Here is a 25,832-nt window from a genome sequence, read left to right as displayed (position 1 = left end):
ATATCCTTATGCTATTGTGTTTGTTGCAAATAGTTCAAAGCATCTTCGAAAGTATCTACTGGTACAATTTCCATATCTGTTCCAATTTCTTCTGCAGTCTTCACAGCAAGCTGATAATTGGAATTCTCTGCACCATTCTCGTAAGGAGCAAAAAATATATCGATTCCTTCCCTTTCAGCAGCCACTATCTTCTTATCGATGCCACCGATGCGACGTACATTTCCTTCATAATCCACTTCTCCTGTACCAGCAATTTCCTTGCCTTTTGTAAGATCTTCTTCAGTCAATTGATCATAAATTTCCAAGGAAAACATTAGCCCGGCACTCGGTCCCCCAATATTCCCACTGGAAAATTGAATTTCCGGGTCGACTGTAACATTTCGGTCTGTTACGAGACTGATGCCGATTCCGACTTTATTGTCAATATCACTAAACTCTTCCAGCATTATTGCTTCACGCATCGTCTGATCATTACGTACAAATTCAATCGTAATTGTGTCCTCTGCCTGTTTTGTGTCCACATAATCAGTTAAATCTGCAGCGTCTTTAATTTCATTGCCATCAATGCCGATGATACGATCACCAGTTTCAAGTATCCCTTCAGCAGGCATACCTTCAACCACGGACACAACGTATACCCCATCATAGTCAATGGTTATGTTCTCTCCTGCTGCTTCATATGCCACCACAGTCGCTGCTTCCTGCGAACTTTCCATCACCTGAAGCTGTGCATGCATATAATCATCCTGTGAGATTCCCTCTGGAAATACCTCTGACATTGGAAGGATATCCTGATATGAAAACATTTTTGCAAAGAGGTACTGTATTGGTGTCGCCTGAAGTCCACTAACCGTCACAAGATGCATGTCTCCCTCACTATCATACCCATCAACTACTTCGACAATTGGATTCAATGGATTAGCACCGCCTGGCTTTTGAATATAATAAGGTAATTGATATGCACCTAAAAAATACACTAAGGCAACCGTAATGATAAAAAATATAATATTTCTTTTGGTCACTTTCATCGTGTCTTATTGCTCCTTCCTAACTCCGAAAACAATTCTTTAACATGTCTATGGAATATTTAACCTATGTATGAGCGTATATTGTACAGACTTGTACTAAAAACGATTCTTCGGTTAAAACAAGCTAGAATAATTCTACTACTAACGAAATAAGTTGTACAGAGCTAGGCTCATTATTTAGGGGGCTTTCTATTGAAGCAAATCATAAAAACTTTTATTTATTCAAGTTTTGCATTCATTTTGACTATTTCTCTTATCAGCTTTCCGGACCAGGCTCTGGAGGCCGCCATCCGAGGACTGAACATGTGGGGGGAAGTAGTATTTCCATCACTTCTTCCATTTTTCATTACTGCAGAATTATTACTTGCGTTCGGAGTTGTCAAATTTATCGGGACTTTGTTTGAACCAATTATGCGGCCGTTATTTAATGTTCCTGGTGCAGGCAGTTTCGGATGGATGATGGGCATGGCCAGTGGATATCCTACAGGAGCAAAAATTACTGCACGCTTGCGGGAAGAAAAGCAACTAACCAAGATTGAAGCCGAAAGACTTGTATCATTTACAAATAATTCCAGTCCATTATTTATTTTTGGAGCAATCTCTGCAGGTTTTTTTCATGATTTAAAACTGGGTACTTTATTGGCGTTTTGCCATTATTTAAGCAATGCTCTTGTCGGGGTATGCATGCGATTCCATGGAAGGAACGAAAGCAAGCTGCAACGAATGGGCGAGCGACGAAAACCTAAAATTTCCATCATAAGAGCTTTTATGGAAATGCATGAAACACGCATGAAGGAAAACAAACCATTAGGTGAAATTCTTGGGGATGCTGTCTTGCATTCAATTAAAACATTAGTGATGATTGGAGGATTTATTATCCTTTTTTCGGTGCTGATAAAATTGTTATTCCTTCTCGGCATTTCACCGGCAATCGCCCTGATTGGCGAACAGATTTTAAAAGGATTGGGGCTGCCTGCGGATTTAGCGCTTCCGTTCATCTCTGGGGTGTTTGAGATTACAATCGGAGCAAATATGATTTCACAAACAACAACAGATTCCCTTCTTCCTAAAGCAATTCTTGTAAGTTTTATACTAGGTTTCAATGGCTTATCTATTCATGCACAAGTAGCGAGTATCCTTGCAAAGACGGATATCCGATTCACTCCCTATTTCTTTGCGCGCCTCCTTCATGGAACGTTTGCGGTTATTTTAACAGTTATTCTGTTTAAACCTCTTTACCTGGACAGGCACACATTGGAACTGAATGAAATACCTGTTTCACAAGATGGAGTTACAGATAACATGTGGCATACAATTTTAAACTGCTTGAAGGATTTTGGGCCATTGATCACGATTAGCTTTCTGGCAATCTCTGCTATTATTTTATATAAAAGATTAAAAAACTCCACTATAGCGGAGTAAGGTTTTGGAGCATAGAAGGCTGGAGATACTGCTTATGGTGACTTAGGATTAACTGTCGTGGCATTCTGGATACATCTAGTATCCTGTTCATTTTATTTCACATTTGATATAAAATGCGAACTAGGCTAAGACAAGTGGCTTCGGCGACCGCTCAGGGAAAATACACTGCGCGCATCCTAAGGCGGCTGGTGAGCCCCTTCATGCTAGCGCATTTCAGTGTCTCACCTATGCCTTTCCTCCCGTTGGTGTCTCCGTGTATTTCCCCGAGCTGGTTAAGTTTGCTGTTAATAAACTGCATCCTTAATAACAAAATCTAATTATACAGCTTTACCAGTTCGGGGGAGCGGCAGGCAGTCGACTCCTGCGGGAAAAGCACGTGTCCGAAGACCAGAAGAGTGGTTTTCTCTTCGGAGCTGAGGCCGTGACCTAAGGATGCGCATCCGCCCAGAGCGATCCCGGACGGCAGCAAATGCGCATATCACCGGAAATAAATTCAAATTACTTCGCATTTTACAGAAACTGCGGCGCTTATGAAGCAACAAAACTTTAAAAATAGAACTTGCAAACAGCCTTCTTTTTATCAAGTTAGCAAGGCATTGTTAAGAAGTTCTATGATTACTATAGTTAAATGAGTGAACCTAGTTTTATTGATACTAAAGTTGGGTTAAATAAAAAGATGGCATCTGCCATCTTTTTAAAGATAATCAAATTTCCTTTTCAGAGCCGCTTCCACATGCTCTGGAACCAAACCACTTATATTTCCATTGTATTTGGCTATTTCCTTCACCATGCTTGAACTGAGAAAGGAATATTGATTATTCGTCATCATAAAGAACGTTTCAATATCTTCATTCAGTTTCCTGTTCATGGAAGTAATCTGCATTTCATATTCAAAGTCACTGACAGCCCGAAGGCCACGGATAACTGCATGCGCCTTCTTTTCTGCGGCATAATCCATCAATAGATGGTCTGAGGAATCTACTGTAACGTTAGGAATATCTTTTGTCGATTCCCTTAATAACTCAATTCTCTCTTCGACGGTGAATAATGGAGATTTGGACTGATTATTAAACACAGTCACAATAACATTTTCAAACACTTTTGCACCTCTAGTTATAATGTCGAGATGCCCATTGGTAATTGGATCAAAGCTTCCAGGACAAATTGCCAGTTTTCCCATTGTAATTGCTCCTTACTGTGCTTTATATATAGTAATACCTATCGTGCCACCGAAGCGGTCCTCTTTGAATGCTTCAAGTTCCTGGAGTTTGCCAGGTAATTTCTCAGATAAATCGTGTTCACAATATATTGTTCCCCCGGCACGAATTAAATTCAATTCTAAAATTGCTTTTAGAATGTCCTCATAATTGACCTGGCCATATGGCGGATCGAGTATAATCAAATCGAACGTAAGCTCGCGTTTAGCAGCTGCTTTCAAAGCTCTATGTGCTTCTGCCCGATAAACCTCCGAATTTTGATCAAGTTTCAATAATTTAAGGTTTTCATTTATGATATGTATTGCCTTTGGGTGTTTATCTACAAATACACCATAATCCATGCCACGGCTCATCGCCTCTATACCTAAGGAGCCACTCCCTGCAAACAAGTCCAGAACCTTCCCTCCATCAAAAAATGGGCCCATTACTTGAAAGACAGATTCCTTCACCTTATCCGTAGTTGGTCTTGTCGATTTTCCCGGAACTGCTTTTAACTGTCTTCCTTTTAAATTACCAGCTATAACTCGCATGTATCCACCTCTATTTGACGCTATTCGTCACTAATCCTATCATAAAATGATTATTTAGAAAACCGAGAAAAGAATGGTTTATTGATTAGCGATGTATATATTTTCTTACAATGTCCATAATATCATAATGATTCAACTAATCGTTAGTTTGGTTGTTTCAAAAGCGGAGAAGACTTACACTTCCCCATAAGTTCTTCCTCCGGTTTCTCCTCTCCCTTTGCCTTTTTGTTTCAAACGGAAACAAAGGGACCTGCAGAAAAATATTCTGCAGGTTTTTCTTTTTGTGTAACAACAAAAGCGGAGGCGATTGGTCAGAAACGGACGCATAAGCAAGGGACCGTAGTACAGGTGTACTTCCCTGTACGAAGTGTCCATTGCTTATGACGGGAGTTTCTATGAGCCGGAGCTGGACGTAACAAAAGCGGAGGCGACTGGTCAGGAGCGTATGGACTGGACTGAGCCGGCGGAGATACAGGAAACACAAAGAGCGGAGCGATTTTTGGTCAATAGATTGTGCTATTGCTTCCACTCGTTATCTACTTCAGAAGCATATTAAAAACCTTCGTGAATACTTTTGATTCACAAAGGTTTAAATGCCCATTTTATAATCATATTGTTTTGCTTTGTCTGGTTTAGCATTTTCATAATCAGTACGTACAAACGGTTTATAGGATCTCTCAATTTTGGAAACAAAAGAATGCTTCATTATTTTCATTTCAACTTCTTCGATTTCTTCACGATTCACATATATTACAGCATATCTAAGTCTTCGGGAAGAATAAATCAAATTTCCATATCTTTTAAGCTGTTTAAGGTTCTTCATATGTTGGAACCAGACAACGATACCTTGCCGATCAGTTTTCATTGAAAACCCTCTCTTCCTTTTAAAGTGAAACTTCCTTTCATGGTTCTTACTGCCCGTTGCAGGTGGAATGAAATCACTTCAAATATGTATTAATATCAGGAGCCTTCAGAATTTATCTGAAGGCATGTACTGATTCATTATGAAGCACAACCGCATGCTCCACCACTACCACATCCACAGCCACTATCACTAAGAGCAGCACCATCTTTCGGTGCTTTGATCTGTTCACTAACGCTGTTAGCGACATATTGGCTGATCTCGTCAAGTAATTTCTGAAGATTTCGCTCCGCAACTTTAAATGCTGCAACCTTCTCGTTCATATCCATTTCCCTTTTCGTGGAACGGACATTTTTCATAATTTCATAATAATCCGGGTGGTATCTCCCAAAACGCTGTACATCATTATAATTGTCTTTCATATCTGAAAAAGCTTTTATAAGCTTTTGTGCTTCTTTATCTTCTTCAAGAGCTGCACGAGTTTTCTGATATGCTTCCATAACTTCGGAATCCATCACCATCTTCCCAAGCTTCTCTGATCTATCCAGAATATTTACATATTCCAATGTAGCTATCATCTAATACACCTCCACTATTATATATACTATCATTTAATGACCAGAATGAAAATACATTGATTTAATCCTTCATCGCCTTTGCAACCTGCGTGAGCATGTTAATCATCTGTATACGGTTATTTAAATTTTCAAGTTGTTGTGGAAATGTTTTTCCATAAAAAATTTTAGCTTCCTTTTCCATCTCCCTTATTCTGCCCGGATTTCTCGATAAATAACGGTACCAGATCGGATTATATCTTACAAATGCAGCCGATGCTGGATTTTGCTTCAAATACTGCTCAACAATAGAATCCATGCTAATCACCTCAATCCCTTACCCAGCTGAAAGGATCCTTGGGTGGCTGTTCTTTTTTCTGTGACCCTTTGAACTGTTCCATCATGTCCTGAATAGCTGCTATTGCCTTACTCAATTGATTTACCTGTCCCTGCATTTTATTAATATCAAGGTTTGATGTATATTTTAACAGCTGGCTCATCAGCTCAGAATCTTTTCCAACTGTTTTATCTGTATTTTGAGAGTGATCTGTTGATGGTTCCCCTTTATAATTATCCCAGTGCGGATCGTCCTCCCCCAACAATATCCATTGCTCATAATACTCCTGCCATGACCTTCCACTTTTTCTGATTTCCCTTAATAGAAGTGGATGTTTATTGATGAACTCTTTAAAAGCAATCAGTGTCGGATGTAATTCCTCCAATTTTTTCACCCCTTATTAATAGTCATCTGTACTATTTAATTTATGCGGGTACCCAACTATTGTGCAGAAAAAAACCCACGAGGTTATATAACCTCGTGAGCCAGGTCTTTACAATGGTTTGCCAAGGAAATTTTGTGTGTAATAGAACTGGTATACACCTACTCCAATATGTGTATAATCATCATTAAGAAGAGCTTCGCGATGTCCCCTGCTATTTAGCCAGCCTTCCATTGCGGCTGGTGCATCCGGATATTGTGCCGCTATATTTTCTCCAGCAGAAGTATAAAATACACTTTCAACTTCCAACCGCTCTTTTAATCCATCACCATTTAGACTGTAGTGGGAAAAATAATTGTTCGTTGCCATATCTTTGCTGTGATGATAGGCTACATCGCTGACACTTTCCTCCCATTCCAACGCGCTTTTACCATGCTGCTCACGTATCACATTCGTTAAATCAAATACTTGCTGCTCCATTCCTTTTTCGACTGCCGCCCATTCTTCTTCCGTCAGGCTTGGCTCCTGTGGTAGCTTTCCGCGATATTCTATTTCATAAGGGCGATGCTTTAATAATATTTCTGCCGATAGAATCCGTATGGAAGATAGTTTAGTAGTGAATGTATCAAAATAAAATTGAACGAAGGTACCATCAGCGATTTTTACCAGAGGTCTCGTTGACAAATCCTCTTTAGACATCTTGAACGCATAAGAAGATGATCCTTCACTATAGGTTACTTCATCTGTAAATGTAAAATGCTGGCTAATTTCATCAAAGTCTTGGCCAATATATACAGCTTCTGTTTCTAAATCTTCTCCTGCTGCGAAAATTGTTTTGATTTCATTCGCTTCTATGCCAAATTGAATATATTGATTTAGAGACGCGTTATAAACCCACCATTTATAATTATAGGCACTTGGGTCAATTCTGCTTGGTTCGCCCAGGCTGTCCAGTAATTCCTGTTCCGTTTTACCTATCCAGCTGAACATATTGCCTTCTAATGGGTTGGCAGGATCTAACTTCTCCGGTGCAATTTTTGACTCTAACGCATTTCTCTTTTCATGTGCTGCATGATTAGCACCGCTCACTATTTCTACTGGAGCAGTATCTGCTCTTTCCATAAAATAAAAAACGACTAAAGCTATTATTGTCAATGACAGGACACTTTGAATCATACGCATTGGATACTTCCCCTTACCAATTTATATTATATTTTATACTATGTGATAAAAAAACATATATTCTCTTTTCCCTACTATTTATTATATTACGCGTAAAGTGATAGAATTGAAATGTCAGCAGGCCAAAATTTGCTATAATATTTCGTTTTTGATTGCATATTAAGCGGTTTCGTACTATCATTAAACAGTGAGAACTAATAATGAGGTGAATAAAATGAGATTGGAAAATACGGGTATTGAAGACTCCCTTGTTGATTTAAAGCCTTTAGATCATTTAACTGGTAAACATGCCTTCATACGTGCAGGTCAATGGGATTACGAAAGAGTATCTTACGATTACAAGATAGGTTCAAAAGAAAAGAATATTACATATTACATTCGAATTCAAGGCTATGCTGTTGAGGGAGATGTAGATACCGGAAATGCTGTTATCAAACTGCTGACTCCGCTATTAGGTAAACATTATTACCCTCATGGTGTTGAGTATGGTGAAGGTGAAAACTTCCCCGAAAGTTTAATCGAACGTGCACAAACGCTAGTTTCTAAAGTTGCTGAAGAAATTAACCATTATAAAAGATAAGCAACATTATAAGTTAAAAACCAACTGTCTGGTAACCATCTTGAACAGTTGGTTTTTTTGAACGATATGTATTAGCTGTAGAAGAAATATCGGCTTTTTAAAATAATCAATCACTATTATTGAAAGGAGACAAGCTGCCCCTTGTTTCTACATATGACCAAACGTCACTGGACACTTATTTTTCTGTTAATAATATTATTAATTACCATCTTATTTATTTTGCCCATTTCCATTCCATTGGTCCTTGCATTGCTTACTGCCCTAATGCTGAATCCGTTAGTTCGCTTGATTCAGCAGAAGTTAAAAATAAATCGAAAAACCTCAGTATCCATCGTTTTTCTTTTATTTATCATTCTGGTAGGTGTTGTAGGTACCTTTATTGTCACTAAATCTGTAACACAGTTAGTTATTTTTGCAGAGTCCGTACCGAGTTATGTTAATCAGTTGAATAGTTTGTACAGTCAATGGGAACGAGACCTTCATCGTTATACGAGTGACCTTCCCATAGAATTCGTAAAAGAAATAACGACCAGCATTGAAGGAAGTATTGCTTCCATCAGTACGACAATTAGAGATTTTCTTACATTGGATAATATAGCAAAGATTTTTGCTAAAATCCCGGACTTTCTCATCAATTTTATTGTCTACCTCATCGCATTATTCCTGTTTATGTTGGAATTGCCAATTTTAAAATCAAACATGTATGGACTGCTGCGAAAAGAAACAGCTGAGAAGGTTTCCTTCATGAATGCCAGGTTAACCAGTGTACTCTTCGGATTCTTTAAGGCTCAATTTTTAGTCAGCATCATAATTTTGGCAGTTTCGCTGGTTGGTCTGTATCTGATTGTACCTGAAGTGGCGTTAATTATGTCACTGATCATCTGGTTGATCGATCTGGTCCCAATCATCGGTTCGATTATCGTATTGGGACCTTGGGCATTATTCCTGCTGCTCACTGGTGATACAGCTACAGGTATTCAGCTGGCAATTCTGGCAGTTATTTTGCTGGCGATCCGTCGTACGGTAGAACCAAAAGTAATGGGTCAGCATATTGGACTTTCTCCCCTGGCAACATTGATTTCAATGTTTATAGGGCTTCAGCTATTTGGTATTCTTGGTTTCGTCATTGGACCAGTAATTGTAATTGCATTTACATCTGCTAAGGAAGCAGGAATAATAAAGTGGAATACGAAAATATAAAAAAGGTGGAAGCAATAATAATGCTTCCACCTTTTTTGTTTTGCTAAAATATGCGTTCACAAAAAAAGAGTAAAATGAGACTTCACTCAGTGAGAGTTTTTTTAATCCCAGAATGAGTGTTAGTTGAGTAGAATCATGTATTTCGGACAATTGACTTTTCCAAGTACAAAAAGAAATATTTGTCCGAAATTCACAAGTCATGTTTACCGGCATTTTGAATTCCCTTTAAAAGCCAAATATTGCTTTCAGCATGCTTGTTGTTTCTCCGCCATCATAGATGACATATAGAAGAAGATATACCATAACACCGGTTATTGCTGTAAAGAACCATATGATACTCGTTACAGGTCCTAGCTTTCTATGTTTTGAAATATTTCTTTTGAATGCCAAGGTAATTGTAACAATTCCGAATACAGCACCAGTTGTAGCCAAAATAATATGGAATATCAAAAATAGTGTATAGTAGATCTTAATCTCATCCGGTCCGCCAAAACTAGTATTTCCGGCAAAAATAGTTCTGGACACATAAATGATAAAAAACAATAAAGCACTTACTGCAGCTGATAGCATGACCGTCTTATGTGCTTTCTTATTTCCTTTTGAAATTAATACCCAACCTATTGCAACGAGTATGGCACTCAAGACAATAAAAATAGTACTAATGGTAGGCAAAACAGGCATAATCTAAAATTCCTTTCCATGGAAGCAAAAACTTCTCTATTAAAATACTTTAATCTTTCCTTATTATTCGATTGTTGCTGGAACTGGATCTACCTTTTGACTTTCTTTGGAAAACCATTTATAGAAAATCGAGCCCAGAACAATTCCATATGTTATTTCTTGCATAATCTTCATAATTATCCCACCGAGCTGCTGATCCTCTACTACATCCATGCTCGTAAACATTTCAGGGCCAGAAAGAGTTGTCGTTAACCCACTAAGCACATCACCAGGCACACATAAGCTTAAGGCCTGAATCCAGGAACCATCTTGTGTATATGCCGCATAAAGAGGGTCAGATGAAAAAATGATGAGCACACATGCAGGTGTAATCAATACACTATTTGCAAAAATATAGCCTATTTTCAATAACGGCTGCATCTCGTCCAATTCCTTAATCGGAGAAATTAATGGAAACCACACAATGAATGCCGTTAGGAATAATATTAATGAGATGGATGTGTGTGCAACCATAGAAGATTTAGCAAAATCGAATACGGATGGCATGTGATAAAGCGAGAAAACCGCATTAAACAGAATCAGAGCGATAAGCGGCTTTGTAAGTAAATGAAATACCGGCTTAATCACTGGTGCATTAACAACTTTCCTCCATATCCATGATGGGATACCTTTCAGCATAAAAATTGGAATTACAAGTAAATAAATTGCCATCTGCACCATATGGGCAGTTAATGTGATATGTGTGAGCAAGTCAATTGGCGACCCTTTCACAATATACAATAATAACAAGGATACGTAAAATAAAAATTGCTGCTTCCCTGCAGGCTTTTCTTCCCCGCCAAATCGATGACGGTATGGACCAGTAATCAAATAATATAATACTGCCAAACCTACTAAAAACACAAAATAATATGGACTCCAAAGCGCACGGAAACCAAAGATCTGTAATTCTAACCACATCATATTATCACTCCATATAGCTGACTGTCTTTCAATTATACCTTATAATCTTTTCATATTCTGCGATTAATGTGACGATTTAGCAAAAAAAGACCGGGAATAATTATCCCGATCTTTTTTGTTTATTGATATTACCACCAAGTGATTGCCACAAATGTCAAGATTACCAATGCAGTCACAAAGATACCACCATAAATTAAGGCAGCAGGGACTTCATGACCTTTATCCTTCATATGCATGAAGTAATAAAATTGGAAACCTACCTGTACAACAGCCAATATAAGAATCAACGGGATTACAAAAGTAGAGCTGGTTCCCATCATAACTGCAAAGAATGCAATCATTGTAAAGAAAATCATCAATGCGAAAGTAATGATCTGCTTTCTCATTTCATCTCTATTTTTTTCCTTTTGGAACGAATTAATTTTGCTGGTATTTGGATTTTCCGTCATAAATTAACTCACCATCCCCATCAAATATACAACTGTAAAGATAAATACCCAAACTACGTCGATGAAATGCCAATACAATCCAAATGTATTATATTTCGGTGCATTGTAAAGACTTAAACCTCTCTTCGCATTTCGTACCATAAGTGTAATCAGCCATCCAAGTCCAAAGGCAACGTGCCCACCATGGAAACCGACTAATGCGTAGAATGCAGAACCAAATGCTGAAGAACGGAATGTGAATCCATAGTCATGAATATAATGAGCGAACTCATATATTTCAAAAGCAAGGAAGGCGATACCGAGCAAAGCAGTGATTCCAAACCATAACTGCATTTTTTTAAAGTCATTATTTTTCATGTGGTAAATTGCATAAACACTCGTTAAAGAACTGGTCAATAATAGAATTGTCATTAAAAATACAAGTTCCAGTCCAAACAGATCTTGTGAAGATGGGCCACCTGCAGTCGAATTTCTCAAAGCAAGGTAAGTACCGAATAAACATGCGAACAAAACTGTCTCCCCGCCAAGGAAAATCCATAAGCCTAAATGTTTATGCTTTCCTTCCATTGTTGCTTTAGAAGGATCCTGAGGCATTGTCTCCGGGTTCAAGGAATGATCTTGACTCATATCAGTCAGCCTCCCTTTCTAGTTCCTCTTTTGTAATATGATGACCGTGATCGTCTTTCAATGATCTGATTAGCATACTTCCAATAGCTATAGCCATACCACCATATACTGCTATTAACCAAGCTTTATGATCAACCTGATAAATGAAACCATAAGATGCAATAAAGAAACCAATTGTCATTATCAATGGAAGTATAGATGAATTTGGCATATGGATTTCATCCAATGGCTCAGCAGGAGTGATCTTTCCGTTACCCTCCGATTTTTCAATCCATAAAGGATCAAGGCCACGAACAAGTGGCATTTGTTTAAAATTGTAATGTGCAGGTGGTGATGCAATCGACCATTCCAATGTACGTGCATCCCATGGATCTGCAGGTGCCTTTTCGCCCTTCATAGCAGTGTAAACGATATTAATCAAGAATACAATGATACCGAAAGTCATGAAGAATGCACCGATTGTACTAATCAAGTTACCTGTATCCAGTCCTTGATTTTCCAGGAATACCCAATAACGACGTGGCATACCCATTAAACCAAGAAAATGCTGAATAAAGAATGTTAAATGGAAACCAATGAAGAATGTCCAGAATGCAAGTTTCCCCAAACCTTCATGAAGAATTCTTCCAAACATTTTTGGCCACCAGTAATGCATTGCTGCCAATATTGCAAAGACTACTCCACCAACGATAACATAATGGAAGTGAGCAACAACAAAGTACGTATCATGATACTGATAATCAGCTACTGCAGAACCAAGCATAACACCAGTCATCCCGCCAATGGTAAATGAAGGGATAAATGCTAATGTCCAGAGCATCGCTGAATTAATTGTAATGCTTCCTCCCCACAATGTTAACAACCAGTTGAAGATCTTAATACCCGTTGGAACAGCGATTGCCATTGTCGCAATTGCAAATATTGAGTTTGCCACTGGTCCTAATCCAACAGTAAACATGTGGTGAGCCCAAACCATGAACCCTAGAAATGCAATCATGAAGGTTGCAAAGACCATCGCGGTATAACCAAATAACCTCTTTTTTGCAAATGTAGGGATAATTTCACTGAAAATACCAAATGCCGGTAAAATCAGTATGTATACTTCCGGATGCCCAAATATCCAGAATAAATGCTGCCATATAACGGAATTACCACCCAAAGCAACATCAAAAAATGCAGTACCAAACATACGGTCAAACATCATTAAGAATAGACCAACTGTCAATGCCGGGAAAGCAAACAGTGTGAGAATACTTGTTACGAATGTCGTCCATGTAAATAATGGCATACGCATATAAGTCATACCAGGTGCACGCATCGTAACGATCGTTACCAGGAAGTTAATCCCACTCATCAATGTTCCCGCACCGGACAACTGAAGACCCATAACATAGAAATCCACCCCATGCCCAGGTGACTGCAGTGAAAGTGGTGCATAGTTCGTCCAACCGGCATCTGGTGCTCCTGTAAACCAGCTAAGGTTTAAAAGAATACCACCGGAGAAAAACAGCCAGAAGCCAAGTGAGTTTAAAAACGGAAATGCAACGTCACGGGCCCCTATCTGCAATGGCATCACATAGTTCATTAAACCAAATAACAAAGGTGTTGCTGCCAAAAATATCATTGTAGTTCCATGCATTGTAATCATTTCATTGTACAAACCTGCACTGATAAAATCATTTTCAGGTGTTATTAACTGAATTCGTATAATAAGAGCTTCCAATCCGCCGAGCAGGAAAAAGAATCCGCCACCAATTAAGTATAAAATACCGACCTTCTTATGGTCTACGGTAGTTAGATAATCCCATAAAACTGCTCCGAATCCTCTCTTTTGAGTAGTTGCAGTACTCAAAGCATAAACCTCCCTTTTGTCTCTTTCATCCCATATATATTTTAGTTTCCTGCACTCTCTGGTGTAATTTCAGAGGGCTTCAATTGCATTAAGTATTCAGCAATACGATCAGCTTCCTCTTCAGAAATGCTTGGATATGCGCCTGTCATTTTGTTTCCAGGTTTAATAGATTCAGGGTCCATTATCCAATCAACAAGATTTTCTTTTGTTGGTTCAAGAATACCCGCTATCGTTGACCGATCACCAAAGTTTGTAAGGTTGGGTCCGGTTGCTGCAGGTGAAGATCCAATCGCATGACATGCCACACAGCTGTTTGCTTCAAATAGTTCCTGACCTTCCTGTGCTACCGCATCTTCCGGTACAGCTTCCGGATCGACACTTTGCATATCGGAAACCCATTGATCATATTCTTCCGGGCTTACGGCAATAACTTTAAAATCCATTAATGAATGTGAAGGACCACAAAGTTCAGCACATTTTCCCCAATAAACGCCTTCCTCATGTGCTTCGAGATACATGGTGTTCACATTTTCCGGGTTTACATCCATCTTGCCTGATATAGATGGAACCCAAAATGAATGAATCACATCCGAAGAAAGCATGTTCAGATATACTCTTTCGCCAGTTGGTATATATAAATCCTGACTCGTTACGACTTCTTCCCCATCATAACTGAAATGCCACCAGTATTGGTTACCTGTAACTTCGACACTAATACTTTCACTTGCCTGAGTATCATCTGCCAAATCGAACGTAGCTATCACTGTTGGTACTGAGATAATCAGAACAAGGATAATTGGAATAACAGTCCATATAGTTTCCAATTTATGGTTTCCTTCTACTTGCTTAGGAATAAAATCTTCTTTTCCCTTTTTCTTACGGAAACGAATTAAAGCAATCACATAGATCAGCATTACAACTAAAAATACTCCAACCATAATTATCGTTGTCAGCAAAATAAGTTCCATGGATTTGTCTGCACCATATCCTTTTGGTTCAAGTGCTGTTAAATTTTCTTTTCCACAACCAGCCAAAAACAGCGCCAGCATTGTAAAAAGAAATAATGCTTTAGATTTTCCCATCCAACCTTTCATGTATTAATACCTCTCTTTCTTCTTGTTGTTTCCTTATATATATATTTTTTTTAAGGACAAAACGGTTAATTAAATATAGGCAAAGTAACAATGATCATCAGCGGAAATAATATGATCAAATAATTTAAAGAGTAAATGAATATCATATTTGCCCATTTCAAATCATCTTTCACAAAGAAACCTCTGAAACCAAGCACAAGCCAGCCCAAATTAAGTAACGTTGCAATGACTGCAAACGTGATTCCTAAAGATGGAGCGAGGAGAATCGGTAAAGGAAGCAGACAGGCGATATATACAACAATTTGACGTTTCGTAAATTCAAACCCGTATACTACCGGCAGCATTGGGACCCCGGCTTCACGATAATCTTCCGTTTTTTTCATGGCCAAAGCCAGAAAATGTGGTGTTTGCCATACAAACATAATCAGAAACATCACAACCGGAACAATATGCGGGGATGGACTAATTGCTGCCCAACCGATCAGTGGCGGCATCGCCCCCGAGAAACTGCCAATTGCTGTATTTAACGTATAACGGCGCTTTGACCACATTGTATAAAGTACAACATAGATAAACCAGCCAAGAAAAGCAAAAATAGTAGCCTGTACGGTTGTAAATAATAGAAATACCAGACCAGCAGCTGTTGTTCCCAGTCCTAAAGCAAGTACTGTTTTAAGAGAGAAAAATCCAGTTACTGTTGGACGATTTTTCGTTCTTGACATTTTGGGGTCTATATCTGCATCATACCAGTTATTTATGATACAACCTCCAGCGATAACAAGGCCACTTCCTATCATTGTTAGTAGGAAAGTCCCCAGATGTTCCATAAAGGAAGTACCGGTAAAATGAGCCGCCAACAGTAATCCTGCAAGCGTTGTGATTAAATTTGAGTTCACTATACCAATTTTAATGAGTGCTTTTATTTCGGAAATGAAAATGGAAAATTTTCGTTTATTGCTTATTGCAGTATTTCCAATCATTTCGGAATATGGAGTTTCTACTTTATTCATTTAATCCCCCCTTTTAAACCCAGGCCAAAAGACACGATAATAAACCAGAATACCTTTCATATCTAGGATTCTGATATCCTCTCTCATTGTATCACGGATTTAGTTTACAATCTAATTAACCTTCTTGTAATATTTTACAACATATTTATCACTTATATGTGTCAATTATGTGAAACAATAACAAGGTTCTAAAAAGAAAGTAAATTATGTATGATATTCACCAAGATCAAAATATGAATGACATGACATGGTCATCCCTTATACTATTTCTAGCAAACAAAGTAGATTAATGCAAGCGTTTTTTTAAATTCAATAGTGAAAACAAGTTTAAAACATGATACTATTACAATTGTGTGTCCAACCCCAGTTTTTGAGCTTATTTAATTGCGTTGGGCACTAAACTAATATTATTATAAATCTATTGAATAAGTCCTACAGATTTCTAATCATTAAAAGTGAGGAGTGAGGCTATATGAGAATGATAAACTATTTAAAAATCCTGTCTGTAGTTGCTACAGTTGGGATGCTGCTGATTTTGCTCGGTGGGGCGTTAGTCACAAAAACCGGATCTGCAGATGGCTGTGGGGACAGCTGGCCATTATGTGAAGGTGAAATCATTCCATCTGAATTCACTTTTGAAATGGTAGTTGAATTAAGTCACCGTGCCGTTACTGGAGTGGTTGGAATTGTAGTTGTTGCACTCGCAATTCTCGCATGGACAAAAATTGGTCATATACGTGAAGTGAAGTTTCTTTCGTTTTCATCCGTCTTTTTTATTGTTCTTCAGGCGTTGATCGGTGCAGCGGCTGTTATGTGGGGGCAATCCGATTTTATTTTGGCCGCCCATTTCGGTATCTCATTAATTTCATTTGCAGCCGTATTTTTACTTATGCTGATTATATTTGAAGTGGACAAAAAATTGGATACAACTACCCTCCATATTAAAAAACCACACCGTATTGAGATTTATGCCATTTCCATTTACACGATGCTTGTAGTTTATACAGGTGCTTTGGTCCGCCATACTGAATCCAACCTTGTCTGCGGAGGCTGGCCGTTTTGTACAAATACTTCCCCTTTCGCCCTTGCGGATTACAGCTTTAACCAATGGGTACAAATGGGACATCGGTTGGCCGCAGGAATTCTATTTTTCTGGACACTTATAATGACAATCAGGATGATTAAAAATTACCGCCGAAATAAGGTCATGTATTTTGGATGGATGATCGCCTTTTCGCTTATTTTATTGCAAGTATTTTTTGGAGCAATGATTATTTTTACATTATTGAATCTCGGTGTAGCGTTAATGCATGCTCTCGTAATTTCCTTGTATGTTGGGATGCTCAGCTATTTCATCCTCCTGTCAACAAGAAGTGCAAAACGTGAAAAAACAGGAAGCGGTTAATGACTGCTTCCTGTTTTTCTGATCCGAAAAGAAATGAAATGTGACCCTCGTTTCCTTCCTCTTTTATTACTTTATTATTCAAATTCAATCAGTAAATCATTTACTTCAATCGTGTCTCCACTGACAACATGAATTTGTTTGATGACACCGGAATATGGAGCCTGAATGGTTGTCTCCATTTTCATTGCTTCGTTTGTCAACAGATGGTCTCCTTTATTCACTGAGTCGCCTTTGGAACAATTAACCGACAGAACTGTACCTGGCATCGTCGCACCAATATGCTTGATATTTGATTTATCCGCTTTAGGTCTAGTTATAAGGGATGATTCAATACTTTCGTCCCTGACACGGATTTCACGTGACTGTCCATTTAAATCAAAATAGAAAACACGTGTCCCATCTTCTTTAGGTTCAGAGATGGATACCAGCTTGACAATTAACGTCTTACCCTTCTCTATTTCAACTTCTATTTCTTCCCCAAGTTTCATTCCATAGAAGAAAGTGGGAGTATCCAATACAGACATGTCACCGTATGTTTCACAGAATTTTGTATAATCCATAAACACTTTTGGATATAGTGCGTGTGAGATCAGATCAAAACTAGTGACTTGACGGTCCAGCTTCTCAAACAATGAATCTCGTAATTCTTCAAAATCAATTGGTTCCAATAGTTCTCCCGGTCTGACTTTAATTGCTTCTCTATCCTTAAGAATAATCTTTTGCAGCTTCTCCGGGAATCCTTGGTATGGTTGTCCGATATAACCTTGAGCAAATTCGATGACTGAGTCAGGAAAATCGATTGATTCACCTTTCTCATAAATATCTTCCTCCGTTAAATCATTTTGTACCATAAATAAGGTCATGTCACCAATAACTTTGGAAGATGGGGTAACTTTTACAATATCTCCAAACATATCATTAACTTTACGGAACATCGTTTTTACTTCATTCCACCTGTTTTCCAAGCCGACTGCTTTTGCCTGCTGTTTAAGGTTACTGTATTGACCGCCAGGCATCTCATGAAAATAAATCTCTGTATGTGGAGCTTTCATGCCACTTTCAAAATCTTTATAGTAATCTCTGATCCCTTCCCAATAATGAGAAATCTCTTCATAGGCTCCAATATCGACTTTAGGCTGGCGACTCTTTCCTTCAAGCGCATGATATAGTGTCTGGGCACTTGGCTGTGATGTCATTCCTGCCATAGGGCCTGCAGCAACATCGACAACATCCACGCCTGCGTCTATGGCTCTCGCGTACGTATATATTCCATTTCCGCTTGTATCATGTGTATGCAGATGGATGGGAAGGTTTACAGTTTCTTTAAGACTGGCTATTAACTGATAAGCAGCTTCAGGTTTCAATAATCCAGCCATATCTTTAATACCTAAAACATGTGCGCCGGATTGTTCCAGTTCCTTTGCCATATTCTTGTAATATTCCAGATCATATTTTCTGCGCCCGCTATCGAGAATATCTCCTGTATAGCAAATCGTTGCTTCTGCGATCTTGTTATTCTCGCGAACAGACTCGATAGCAAGCTTCATACCCTCTATCCAATTTAAGCTATCAAATATCCGGAAAACATCTATTCCAGCATTGGAACTTTTTTCAACGAATTCCTGGATAAGATTATCGGGATAATTTTTGTAACCAACTGCATTGCTTGAGCGAAGCAACATTTGGAACAGGACGTTTGGCATTTTTTCTCTCAGTTTCAGAAGCCTTATCCATGGATCTTCTTTTAAGAATCGGTATGCTACATCAAAGGTTGCCCCGCCCCACATTTCAACAGAAAAAAGATTTGGGAGCAATCTTGATGTAGGCTCAGAGATATGCAGCAGGTCATTCGTTCTTACACGTGTCGCAAGCAAAGATTGGTGAGCGTCACGGAAAGTTGTATCTGTCAGCATAACTTCCTTCTGCTCTTTGAGCCACTCTGCCAGTCCATCTGGACCACGTTCATCCAGGATTTGTTTCGTACCGGGCTGGATTTCATTATGATGGTCCACTTCCGGAATCAATAATGGTGAGAAGGATGGCTTTTCTTTTTTGGGCATACCTTCGATACCATTTAGTGTGGTTTGAGCGATATAAGTAAGCATCTTTGTACCGCGGTCTTTTCTTTTAGGAAAAACAAACAATTCAGGTGTTTTGTCTATAAATGTCGTATCATATTGACCAGACATAAATTTCTCATGTAAAATTACGTTTTCCAGAAAATGAATATTTGTTTTAATACCGCGAATTCTGAATTCCTTCAGATTTCGAACCATTTTGATTGCAGCCTGTTCAAAAGTAAGTGCCCATGTAGAAACTTTTACGAGCAGAGAATCATAGTGCGGTGAAATCACTGCACCTTGATAACCATTTCCAGCATCAAGCCGAACACCAAACCCGCCACCAGTACGGTAAGCATTTATCTTCCCTGTATCAGGCATAAAGTTATTCAGTGGATCTTCAGTAGTAACCCTTGACTGGATTGCATACCCACTGGTTTTAATCTCTTCCTGCTGTGGCACTCCCACTGAGTCACTGTGCAAGCTAAATCCATCAGCGACTTTCAACTGCGACTGGACAATATCGATACCGGTAATCATTTCAGTGATTGTATGTTCCACCTGTACCCGTGGATTGACCTCAATAAAATAAAATTCATCTTTTGTGACAAGAAATTCTACTGTTCCAGCATTGATATAACCTACATTTTCCATCAGATTGACTGCGGCAGTACAAATTTCCTCACGAAGCTTGTCTGATAATGATAGGCTCGGTGCAACCTCAATTACTTTTTGATGTCTGCGTTGTACCGAACAGTCTCTTTCATGTAAATGAACAATATTCCCATGTTTGTCACCCAGGATTTGCACTTCAATATGTTTCGGATTTTCAATAAATTTTTCTAAGTAGATCTCATCATTGCCAAAAGCAGCTTTGGCTTCTGATTTTGCACGGTCATATGCTTCTTTGACCTCTGTTTCATCACGGACAATACGCATTCCACGTCCACCGCCACCTAAAGAGGCTTTGATGATGATTGGATATCCATATTGCTGACCAAATGTTTCAACTTCTTCAACAGTAGTTACGGCTCCTCCGCTTCCTGGAATAATAGGCAAATCCGCATTGACAGCCTGCTCTCTTGCTTTCACTTTATCCCCAAACATGTTTAAGTGCTCGCTTGTTGGGCCGATAAAAATAATACCTTCTTCTTCACATCGTTTTGCGAAATTTATATTTTCCGAGAGAAAGCCATAGCCCGGATGGATTGCATCAACGTTTACTTCTTTAGCAAGATCAATAATCGCTTCAATATCCAAATACGCATCAATCGGCTTTTTCCCTTTTCCGATTAAGTATGCTTCATCTGCTTTAAAACGATGAAACGATGCGGAATCTTCACTGGAATATACCGCTACTGTCCGGATATTCAGTTCAGTACATGCACGAAACACCCGAATTGCGATTTCCCCACGATTTGCAACTAGAACTTTTTTGATATTTTTTAATTCTGCCATCTTTTTCCACCCCTATTATAATTAATCGTGTTACTGCTTTCATTATGCTTTGACTCTACTTGGTCGCTTTCCTGTTTTTTTACATTCATAGCTATATTATTTAAAATCCCCATAGAGATAAGCATTATAAGAAGCGAGGAACCTCCATAGCTGACAAACGGCAGTGGGACCCCGGTTATTGGCAAAAGCCCACTAATTGCACCGAGATTAATAAAAGCCTGAATACCAACCATGGAAGAAATACCTATCGCAAGCAAAGAACCAAAACTATCATTACATTTCCTTGCTATAAAAATACCACGCAATACTATAATTGCAAGCATTCCTATCACACTAAGCACTCCTAAAAAGCCTAATTCCTCAGCAACGATCGCCATGATAAAATCGGTATGTGCCTCCATCAGGTAACCCAGTTTCTGGACACTTTGCCCGAGCCCCTCACCTGTCAGTCCCCCTACACCAATTGCCAAATATGACTGTATCAGTTGATACCCATCCGAATCAGGGGTTTCAAACGGCTGATAAGCACCCGTAAAACGTGAAAGTCTTTCATCGGTAACCATATACGGGACTACAAGCAATACCAGTGCAATTCCAATACCGATCAATATGGACAAATGTTTCATACGAATACCGGCACTAAAAATTACCGAACAAGCAATCAGAAAAATGATGGACGCCGTTCCGATGTCTGGCTGAAGTACGATTAATCCCAGGATAATCGCTGTCAACACTAACGGAGGCAGTACCCCTTTACTGAATTCATTGATATATGCCTGCTTTTTTGAATAGACAGATGCAAGATACATAATTAATCCAAGCTTGGCAAATTCGGCTGGCTGCATACTTAGTGGCCCGATCTGAAACCACGATTTGGCATTATTTACGGCATTGCCAAAAAATAAAACAGCAACCAAAAGAATGACTATTCCCAATATAATAAATTTCATCAGCTTTTGGTAATATTTATATGGAAATAGACTGGTGAAAATAAAACCTATCATCCCCAGACCAAACCAGACGGACTGTCTAACTAAATAATGCGTGCTCTCATGACCTTCCACAACAGATGTTACCATGCTGGCACTGTAGATCATCACTATCCCAAAACCAGCTAAGAGTAATGGTGTGATAATTAAGGTGAAGTCATAATCTTTAAATTTCTGTATCATCCCGCTTCTCCCTGCCATAATATAAATTGCAGATGAATAGATAGAAAGTTTAGTATAATTCAGTGTACCATAATTGTACTTTTTATTCATCCGGGTAATAATTCCAATTATTTGAATGTTTTAAACAAAAAAACCTTGCCAATAAGTTTGCTGGCAAAGTTTTTGATCTGGAACACCATAACGCCAAAACATGAATCAATAATCACAAAGATTGCTGTGAAGCTTCATGCAATATATTAAGCTTCTTCTCCAAATTCTCAAGAAGCGCTTTACCTTCATTTTCGCTGATTAAGTTCAGACGCACAGCAAAATCAATTTCCCTTGACAGACCGAACATTTGCGTGTCCAGCACATCCTCGTAAACCGGACATTGCGGCATCGTCAAATTCTCTATTTGAACTTCAATAAGTCGTAAAATGTTGTCAGCGTCAGCCTTAAGAAGGGCGTGGGCTTTTTCACGATGATCTACAGTCACCTCTGGCATCAATTGAATCCCCTCCACTAAAAAGACTTTCTTTTATATTATATTATCGTTAGCAATAGGAAAATGCAAATAAAACAGAAAAAATATATAAAATTAATTCGTTACTGGTGAAATAATAATTGATGTCTGATATTCTAAGTAAGATACATAACTTAGGGGTGAGAAAATGATTGTACCGATTACAGGGAAGGTTTCCTATTCGATAACACTGGATCCGACAGTATGGATTTTTGATGACAGAAAAATATTACTGGAGGATGCATTTTCTGTTCAGGCCAGTGAAACAGAAGAAAATGATGATCTAGAAAGACGATCAGAACGATTTAATAGAGAAGTATTGGAAACGAAAATGAACCGGCCACCTGTCAATAAAAGTATTTCCAAACTCGAGGGAGAAAAAATTTTAAAAAATTCCTATGTCATACCGCTCAAGGATTTTATAGACAATGCCGAAGCCGAACCAGAAGCTGAAAACGCAACATTGGTTACGGATGGGCATGAAGACGTAACCATTACACTTGAAGAGCTTGCAAATGGATATTTTCTATTTGCACTTAATGGTAAGCCTTTAAAAACGGACGGGCCTGTACATTACTTCTATAAAGATGGTTCAAACAGAAATAGCCCAATAACAAACATTAAAAAAATAGTGATTCATTAATCACTTGTTTTCAGGAAAACTTGAAAACCTATATATACTTTATTACCTTCCGAAAAGTCTGCTTGCTTGCAGGCTTTTCTTTTTTGCAGTTCCCTCTTATATTTACAAGTATATTTTCCCGCAAACTATCCAAAATAAGTTCATCAGCTAATATAATTAGGAGGAATGCTGAATGAACGTGCGATTAAATATTTTATTTATGACTGTACTCTTGATCTTAACAGCATGTGCCCAAGATGAAGAATCTCCTTTAGCTAGAGAACAAGAAAATACTGATCGTATTGTGTACGTAGAAAATGCAGATCCGAACGAACGGCAAAATCTCAACAATAACGAAATAGCTGACCATCTGGCTAGTCTTGCAGCAGATATTCCAAATGTCAATAACGCTTCAGCAATTGTCGCTGGTCCGTACACGGTTGTTGCAATCGATGTGGATAAGGACCTTGACCGTTCACGTGTCGGCACAATAAAATATTCCGTAACAGAAGCACTTTACCATGACCCTTATGGGAAGACTGCTGTTGTCGTGGCGGATGCTGACCTAGTGGAGAGAATACGGGGGATGGGAAACAAGATAAGTCAGGGTCATCCTGTACAAGGTGTGGTAGATGAGCTTGCGGCTATTGTCGGGAGATATATGCCTGAACTTCCTATGGATGAGGACCCGGCAGAGGAGCCAGATCAAAATAAGGAAATAATCGATGAAGAGGACAAACAGGAATTGGAAGATATTGAAAGCGATCAATCAAACGAGCATAAGGACCGTTTAAGATAGAAAAATTTAGGACACTAGAAAAGGTTTCTGACATTGGTCAGAAACCTTTTTTCGCAGACAGAGAGTGCAAATAAACTCCTGCACAAGTCCAACAAACGCACTGCATCTCAACATCCCAAGGTATTCACATATACCATGTTTTCTAAAATTTACTGCTGCTGTCTATCTGTAGTATTTTCTTCTTTTTTTTCGTTGTAGTATTGCACACCGAACTGGGAACCTTCGGAAACCATCTTTGAATTCTCCCGTTGAGAAGTATCTTGATCGGATTCTGCTGATTGGTCAGGTACACCAGCATTCTCAAAAGTATTATCTGTCTTTTTCTTCATCTTGTTTGTAATTTCCGTTGTCGTATCTTTAATCTTATTCCTGTTTTTCTCATCTTTTAAATAGTAGCTTGCTAAACCGGCTCCTACTGCACCAACTGCAGACAATAGATACCTTTTTTTCATTATAACAGCCGTCCTTTCTATTCGTAGATTTGCTTTAGCTTTATTATTCCCCCGGCTCGTGCTTATAAAACATCTCAGCTTCAAATCGAAGTCCCATCTATGTTATACTGTTAACTAATAAATGATTTTTCCCAGGTAGAGGTGATATGATGCAAGTTAAATGTTCTCTATGCGATAAAATAGAAGATATAGAAGATTATTCTTTGAAGGCGAAACGATTAAGAAACAGAAGAATTTATATGTATTTATGTAACCCTTGTTATGATCGGGTTGAGATTAAAACCAATAAACGCCTGGCAACAGGAAATTTCAGATTATATCGGGAAAACAAGAAAGTTGATCAATATTTATAGTGCAAAAATAAAAACGCCATTAGGCGTTTTTTATTTCTCAATGGTATTCGCTTTTCGCTGCATATGGAGCCTGATTCTATAAATTGCAAGCACAACTATGATTACCAGAAGACTTTCTATGGTAGGCATCCTCATTACAGTTGTGAATATTGTTAAAATAAATGTCCCGACCATCAGCATCACGTATACGAAAATGGTTTTACCGAGCGGCAGTTTTCTTGCAAAACCCAGTTCGTACGCAATTGCAGCCAAAATCAAGTTCATCACATAAAAGATCCAGAATATATTATCTGTCCCGTTAACATCAATTACTAAATCAAATACAAATCTGAAGTCATTCATATATATCCCCCATTATTCGAATAAACCTAACTACTATCATACTAAATCTTAACAATTCGTGCCAGTTACAGCATAAAATCGTAATCGCCTTGGTCATCCCGACAAGCTTAAGTAGAAATTACCAGTCTTGTTCATTGCCACAGGTAGTTTCTACTTAAGACCTCGAGGGGCGAGTCCGCTTTCGCTAGACGTTCAAAAGCGGAGGTGACTGTTTAGAAACGAATGCATAAGCAAGGGACTGGAAAGCGCATGATTTTCGCGCTTGGAATGTCCATTGCTTATGACAGGAGTTTCTAGGAACCGGAGATAGACGTTCAAAAGCGGAGGTGACTGTTTAGAAACCGAAGCTGGACATGACTGTAAATGTGTAGGAATTAATTGCTGTCAAAATCTTTTCCTTTTTCCCGAAAGTTCTCCCGCGAATTAATTTTGAACATTTTTATATTTTGATATATACTGTTTTATGATGGAAATAGAGGTGCTTTTATGAAAAATATAAATTACCCAATGCTTCTTTTAGCCATGAGTGTAATTTTAATGTTCATTCTTGTTGGTCTAGCAATCGCAATGCGTAATATATGGCTTATCTTATTATTTCTCATTATAGGATTTGGAATTTTTGCGTATGGATTAACTTTGAAATCGAGTAGGAGGGGGTGACTAACCCCCGACCTCTCACACCACCGTACGTACGGAT

28 protein-coding genes are annotated in these 25,832 nt (G+C 38.5%); 8 read left to right on the top strand and 20 right to left on the bottom strand.

Going from position 1 to position 25,832, the window contains the following annotated elements; genetic code table 11:
- Window positions 1-11 precede the first annotated feature (11 nt).
- Window positions 12-1,028 carry a SepM family pheromone-processing serine protease gene (locus tag A4245_RS12185; protein ID WP_067728274.1) on the bottom strand — a complete coding sequence of 339 codons (1,017 nt, stop codon included), beginning with the start codon at window positions 1,026-1,028 and terminating at the stop codon, window positions 12-14.
- Between the two features lie 192 nt (window positions 1,029-1,220).
- Between A4245_RS12185 and ylbJ the strand changes: the two genes are divergently transcribed.
- Entirely contained in the window at window positions 1,221-2,450 is a 1,230-nt protein-coding gene (ylbJ, locus tag A4245_RS12180) for a sporulation integral membrane protein YlbJ (protein WP_067728272.1), read from the top strand.
- 694 nt (window positions 2,451-3,144) lie between these two features.
- Here ylbJ and coaD read toward each other — a convergent pair.
- The 7 genes from coaD to A4245_RS12145 all read right to left on the bottom strand — a co-directional run bounded on the left by coaD (window position 3,145) and on the right by A4245_RS12145 (window position 7,514).
- Window positions 3,145-3,630 (bottom strand): pantetheine-phosphate adenylyltransferase, encoded by a 486-nt coding sequence (gene coaD, locus A4245_RS12175; RefSeq protein WP_067728270.1) that lies wholly within the window; start codon window positions 3,628-3,630, stop codon window positions 3,145-3,147.
- 12 nt (window positions 3,631-3,642) lie between these two features.
- Entirely contained in the window at window positions 3,643-4,197 is a 555-nt protein-coding gene (gene rsmD / locus A4245_RS12170) for a 16S rRNA (guanine(966)-N(2))-methyltransferase RsmD (RefSeq protein WP_067728268.1), read from the bottom strand.
- 589 nt (window positions 4,198-4,786) lie between these two features.
- On the bottom strand, window positions 4,787-5,062 hold the full coding sequence (locus A4245_RS12165; RefSeq protein ID WP_067728266.1) for a YlbG family protein: 276 nt from the start codon (window positions 5,060-5,062) through the stop codon (window positions 4,787-4,789).
- Between the two features lie 137 nt (window positions 5,063-5,199).
- Window positions 5,200-5,637, bottom strand: a complete 438-nt coding sequence (locus A4245_RS12160; RefSeq protein WP_067728264.1) for a YlbF/YmcA family competence regulator — start codon at window positions 5,635-5,637, stop codon at window positions 5,200-5,202.
- Between the two features lie 61 nt (window positions 5,638-5,698).
- Window positions 5,699-5,932: a YlbE-like family protein gene (locus A4245_RS12155; RefSeq protein ID WP_067728262.1), complete on the bottom strand. Its 234-nt coding sequence runs from the start codon at window positions 5,930-5,932 to the stop codon at window positions 5,699-5,701.
- A 10-nt stretch (window positions 5,933-5,942) separates the two neighbouring features.
- Window positions 5,943-6,344 (bottom strand): YlbD family protein, encoded by a 402-nt coding sequence (gene ylbD, locus A4245_RS12150; RefSeq protein ID WP_234402409.1) that lies wholly within the window; start codon window positions 6,342-6,344, stop codon window positions 5,943-5,945.
- 99 nt (window positions 6,345-6,443) lie between these two features.
- Complete coding sequence (locus A4245_RS12145; protein WP_067728258.1) at window positions 6,444-7,514, bottom strand: CAP domain-containing protein; 1,071 nt, start codon at window positions 7,512-7,514, stop codon at window positions 6,444-6,446.
- Between the two features lie 214 nt (window positions 7,515-7,728).
- On the opposite strand from A4245_RS12145, the gene A4245_RS12140 reads away from it, so the two are divergent.
- Window positions 7,729-8,094, top strand: coding sequence for a YugN family protein (locus A4245_RS12140; RefSeq protein WP_067728256.1), 366 nt, complete (start codon window positions 7,729-7,731; stop codon window positions 8,092-8,094).
- Window positions 8,095-8,235: 141 nt separating this feature from the next.
- Window positions 8,236-9,294, top strand: coding sequence for a sporulation integral membrane protein YtvI (ytvI, locus tag A4245_RS12135; protein ID WP_084268785.1), 1,059 nt, complete (start codon window positions 8,236-8,238; stop codon window positions 9,292-9,294).
- A 225-nt stretch (window positions 9,295-9,519) separates the two neighbouring features.
- Here the strand turns inward: ytvI and A4245_RS12130 are convergent, their stop codons facing one another.
- The 7 genes from A4245_RS12130 to cyoE form a co-directional block, all read right to left on the bottom strand.
- The gene (locus A4245_RS12130; protein ID WP_067728252.1) at window positions 9,520-9,975 is read right to left on the bottom strand and encodes a DUF420 domain-containing protein; all 456 of its coding nucleotides are present in this window, start codon (window positions 9,973-9,975) and stop codon (window positions 9,520-9,522) included.
- Window positions 9,976-10,038: 63 nt separating this feature from the next.
- Window positions 10,039-10,935 (bottom strand): cytochrome c oxidase assembly factor CtaG, encoded by an 897-nt coding sequence (gene ctaG, locus A4245_RS12125; protein WP_067728250.1) that lies wholly within the window; start codon window positions 10,933-10,935, stop codon window positions 10,039-10,041.
- A gap of 131 nt (window positions 10,936-11,066) precedes the next feature.
- Window positions 11,067-11,387: a cytochrome c oxidase subunit IVB gene (gene ctaF, locus A4245_RS12120; RefSeq protein ID WP_067728248.1), complete on the bottom strand. Its 321-nt coding sequence runs from the start codon at window positions 11,385-11,387 to the stop codon at window positions 11,067-11,069.
- A gap of 3 nt (window positions 11,388-11,390) precedes the next feature.
- Window positions 11,391-12,014 carry a cytochrome (ubi)quinol oxidase subunit III gene (locus tag A4245_RS12115; RefSeq protein WP_067728246.1) on the bottom strand — a complete coding sequence of 208 codons (624 nt, stop codon included), beginning with the start codon at window positions 12,012-12,014 and terminating at the stop codon, window positions 11,391-11,393.
- 1 nt (window position 12,015) lies between these two features.
- Entirely contained in the window at window positions 12,016-13,866 is a 1,851-nt protein-coding gene (gene ctaD / locus A4245_RS12110) for a cytochrome c oxidase subunit I (RefSeq protein WP_067728244.1), read from the bottom strand.
- Window positions 13,867-13,907: 41 nt separating this feature from the next.
- Entirely contained in the window at window positions 13,908-14,960 is a 1,053-nt protein-coding gene (gene coxB, locus A4245_RS12105; protein WP_067728242.1) for a cytochrome c oxidase subunit II, read from the bottom strand.
- Window positions 14,961-15,025: 65 nt separating this feature from the next.
- Entirely contained in the window at window positions 15,026-15,970 is a 945-nt protein-coding gene (gene cyoE, locus A4245_RS12100; protein WP_067728240.1) for a heme o synthase, read from the bottom strand.
- A gap of 478 nt (window positions 15,971-16,448) precedes the next feature.
- On the opposite strand from cyoE, the gene A4245_RS12095 reads away from it, so the two are divergent.
- Window positions 16,449-17,375 (top strand): COX15/CtaA family protein, encoded by a 927-nt coding sequence (locus tag A4245_RS12095; RefSeq protein ID WP_067728369.1) that lies wholly within the window; start codon window positions 16,449-16,451, stop codon window positions 17,373-17,375.
- 74 nt (window positions 17,376-17,449) lie between these two features.
- Here the strand turns inward: A4245_RS12095 and pyc are convergent, their stop codons facing one another.
- The 3 genes from pyc to A4245_RS12080 form a co-directional block, all read right to left on the bottom strand.
- Complete coding sequence (gene pyc, locus A4245_RS12090) at window positions 17,450-20,893, bottom strand: pyruvate carboxylase (protein ID WP_067728239.1); 3,444 nt, start codon at window positions 20,891-20,893, stop codon at window positions 17,450-17,452.
- Entirely contained in the window at window positions 20,881-22,065 is a 1,185-nt protein-coding gene (gene ftsW / locus A4245_RS12085; RefSeq protein WP_067728367.1) for a putative lipid II flippase FtsW, read from the bottom strand. The genes pyc and ftsW overlap by 13 nt, the downstream gene beginning before the upstream one ends.
- 202 nt (window positions 22,066-22,267) lie before the next feature.
- Window positions 22,268-22,549, bottom strand: a complete 282-nt coding sequence (locus tag A4245_RS12080) for an Fpa/YlaN family protein (protein WP_067728237.1) — start codon at window positions 22,547-22,549, stop codon at window positions 22,268-22,270.
- Between the two features lie 166 nt (window positions 22,550-22,715).
- On the opposite strand from A4245_RS12080, the gene A4245_RS12075 reads away from it, so the two are divergent.
- Both A4245_RS12075 and A4245_RS12070 read left to right on the top strand, forming a co-directional pair.
- Window positions 22,716-23,210, top strand: a complete 495-nt coding sequence (locus tag A4245_RS12075) for a hypothetical protein (RefSeq protein ID WP_067728235.1) — start codon at window positions 22,716-22,718, stop codon at window positions 23,208-23,210.
- A gap of 172 nt (window positions 23,211-23,382) precedes the next feature.
- The gene (locus tag A4245_RS12070; protein WP_067728233.1) at window positions 23,383-23,988 is read left to right on the top strand and encodes a YhcN/YlaJ family sporulation lipoprotein; all 606 of its coding nucleotides are present in this window, start codon (window positions 23,383-23,385) and stop codon (window positions 23,986-23,988) included.
- Window positions 23,989-24,137: 149 nt separating this feature from the next.
- On the opposite strand, the gene A4245_RS12065 is transcribed toward A4245_RS12070, so the two are convergent.
- Entirely contained in the window at window positions 24,138-24,440 is a 303-nt protein-coding gene (locus A4245_RS12065) for a hypothetical protein (RefSeq protein WP_067728232.1), read from the bottom strand.
- A gap of 146 nt (window positions 24,441-24,586) precedes the next feature.
- On the opposite strand from A4245_RS12065, the gene A4245_RS19715 reads away from it, so the two are divergent.
- Window positions 24,587-24,793 (top strand): YlaI family protein, encoded by a 207-nt coding sequence (locus A4245_RS19715; RefSeq protein ID WP_407668385.1) that lies wholly within the window; start codon window positions 24,587-24,589, stop codon window positions 24,791-24,793.
- A gap of 30 nt (window positions 24,794-24,823) precedes the next feature.
- Here the strand turns inward: A4245_RS19715 and A4245_RS12060 are convergent, their stop codons facing one another.
- Window positions 24,824-25,135 carry a YlaH-like family protein gene (locus tag A4245_RS12060; RefSeq protein WP_067728230.1) on the bottom strand — a complete coding sequence of 104 codons (312 nt, stop codon included), beginning with the start codon at window positions 25,133-25,135 and terminating at the stop codon, window positions 24,824-24,826.
- 486 nt (window positions 25,136-25,621) lie between these two features.
- Here A4245_RS12060 and A4245_RS20380 point away from each other — a divergent pair, with 486 nt between their 5' ends.
- Window positions 25,622-25,795: a DUF5325 family protein gene (locus tag A4245_RS20380; RefSeq protein WP_199860680.1), complete on the top strand. Its 174-nt coding sequence runs from the start codon at window positions 25,622-25,624 to the stop codon at window positions 25,793-25,795.
- Window positions 25,796-25,832 lie beyond the last annotated feature (37 nt).

Origin of the sequence: Oceanobacillus damuensis, from assembly GCF_001618145.1 — a bacterium.
Taxonomy (GTDB): domain Bacteria; phylum Bacillota; class Bacilli; order Bacillales; family Amphibacillaceae; genus Oceanobacillus; species Oceanobacillus damuensis.
The sequence above is the reverse complement of the archived record's forward strand: the minus strand, read 5'-3'. Positions and strand labels throughout refer to the sequence as shown.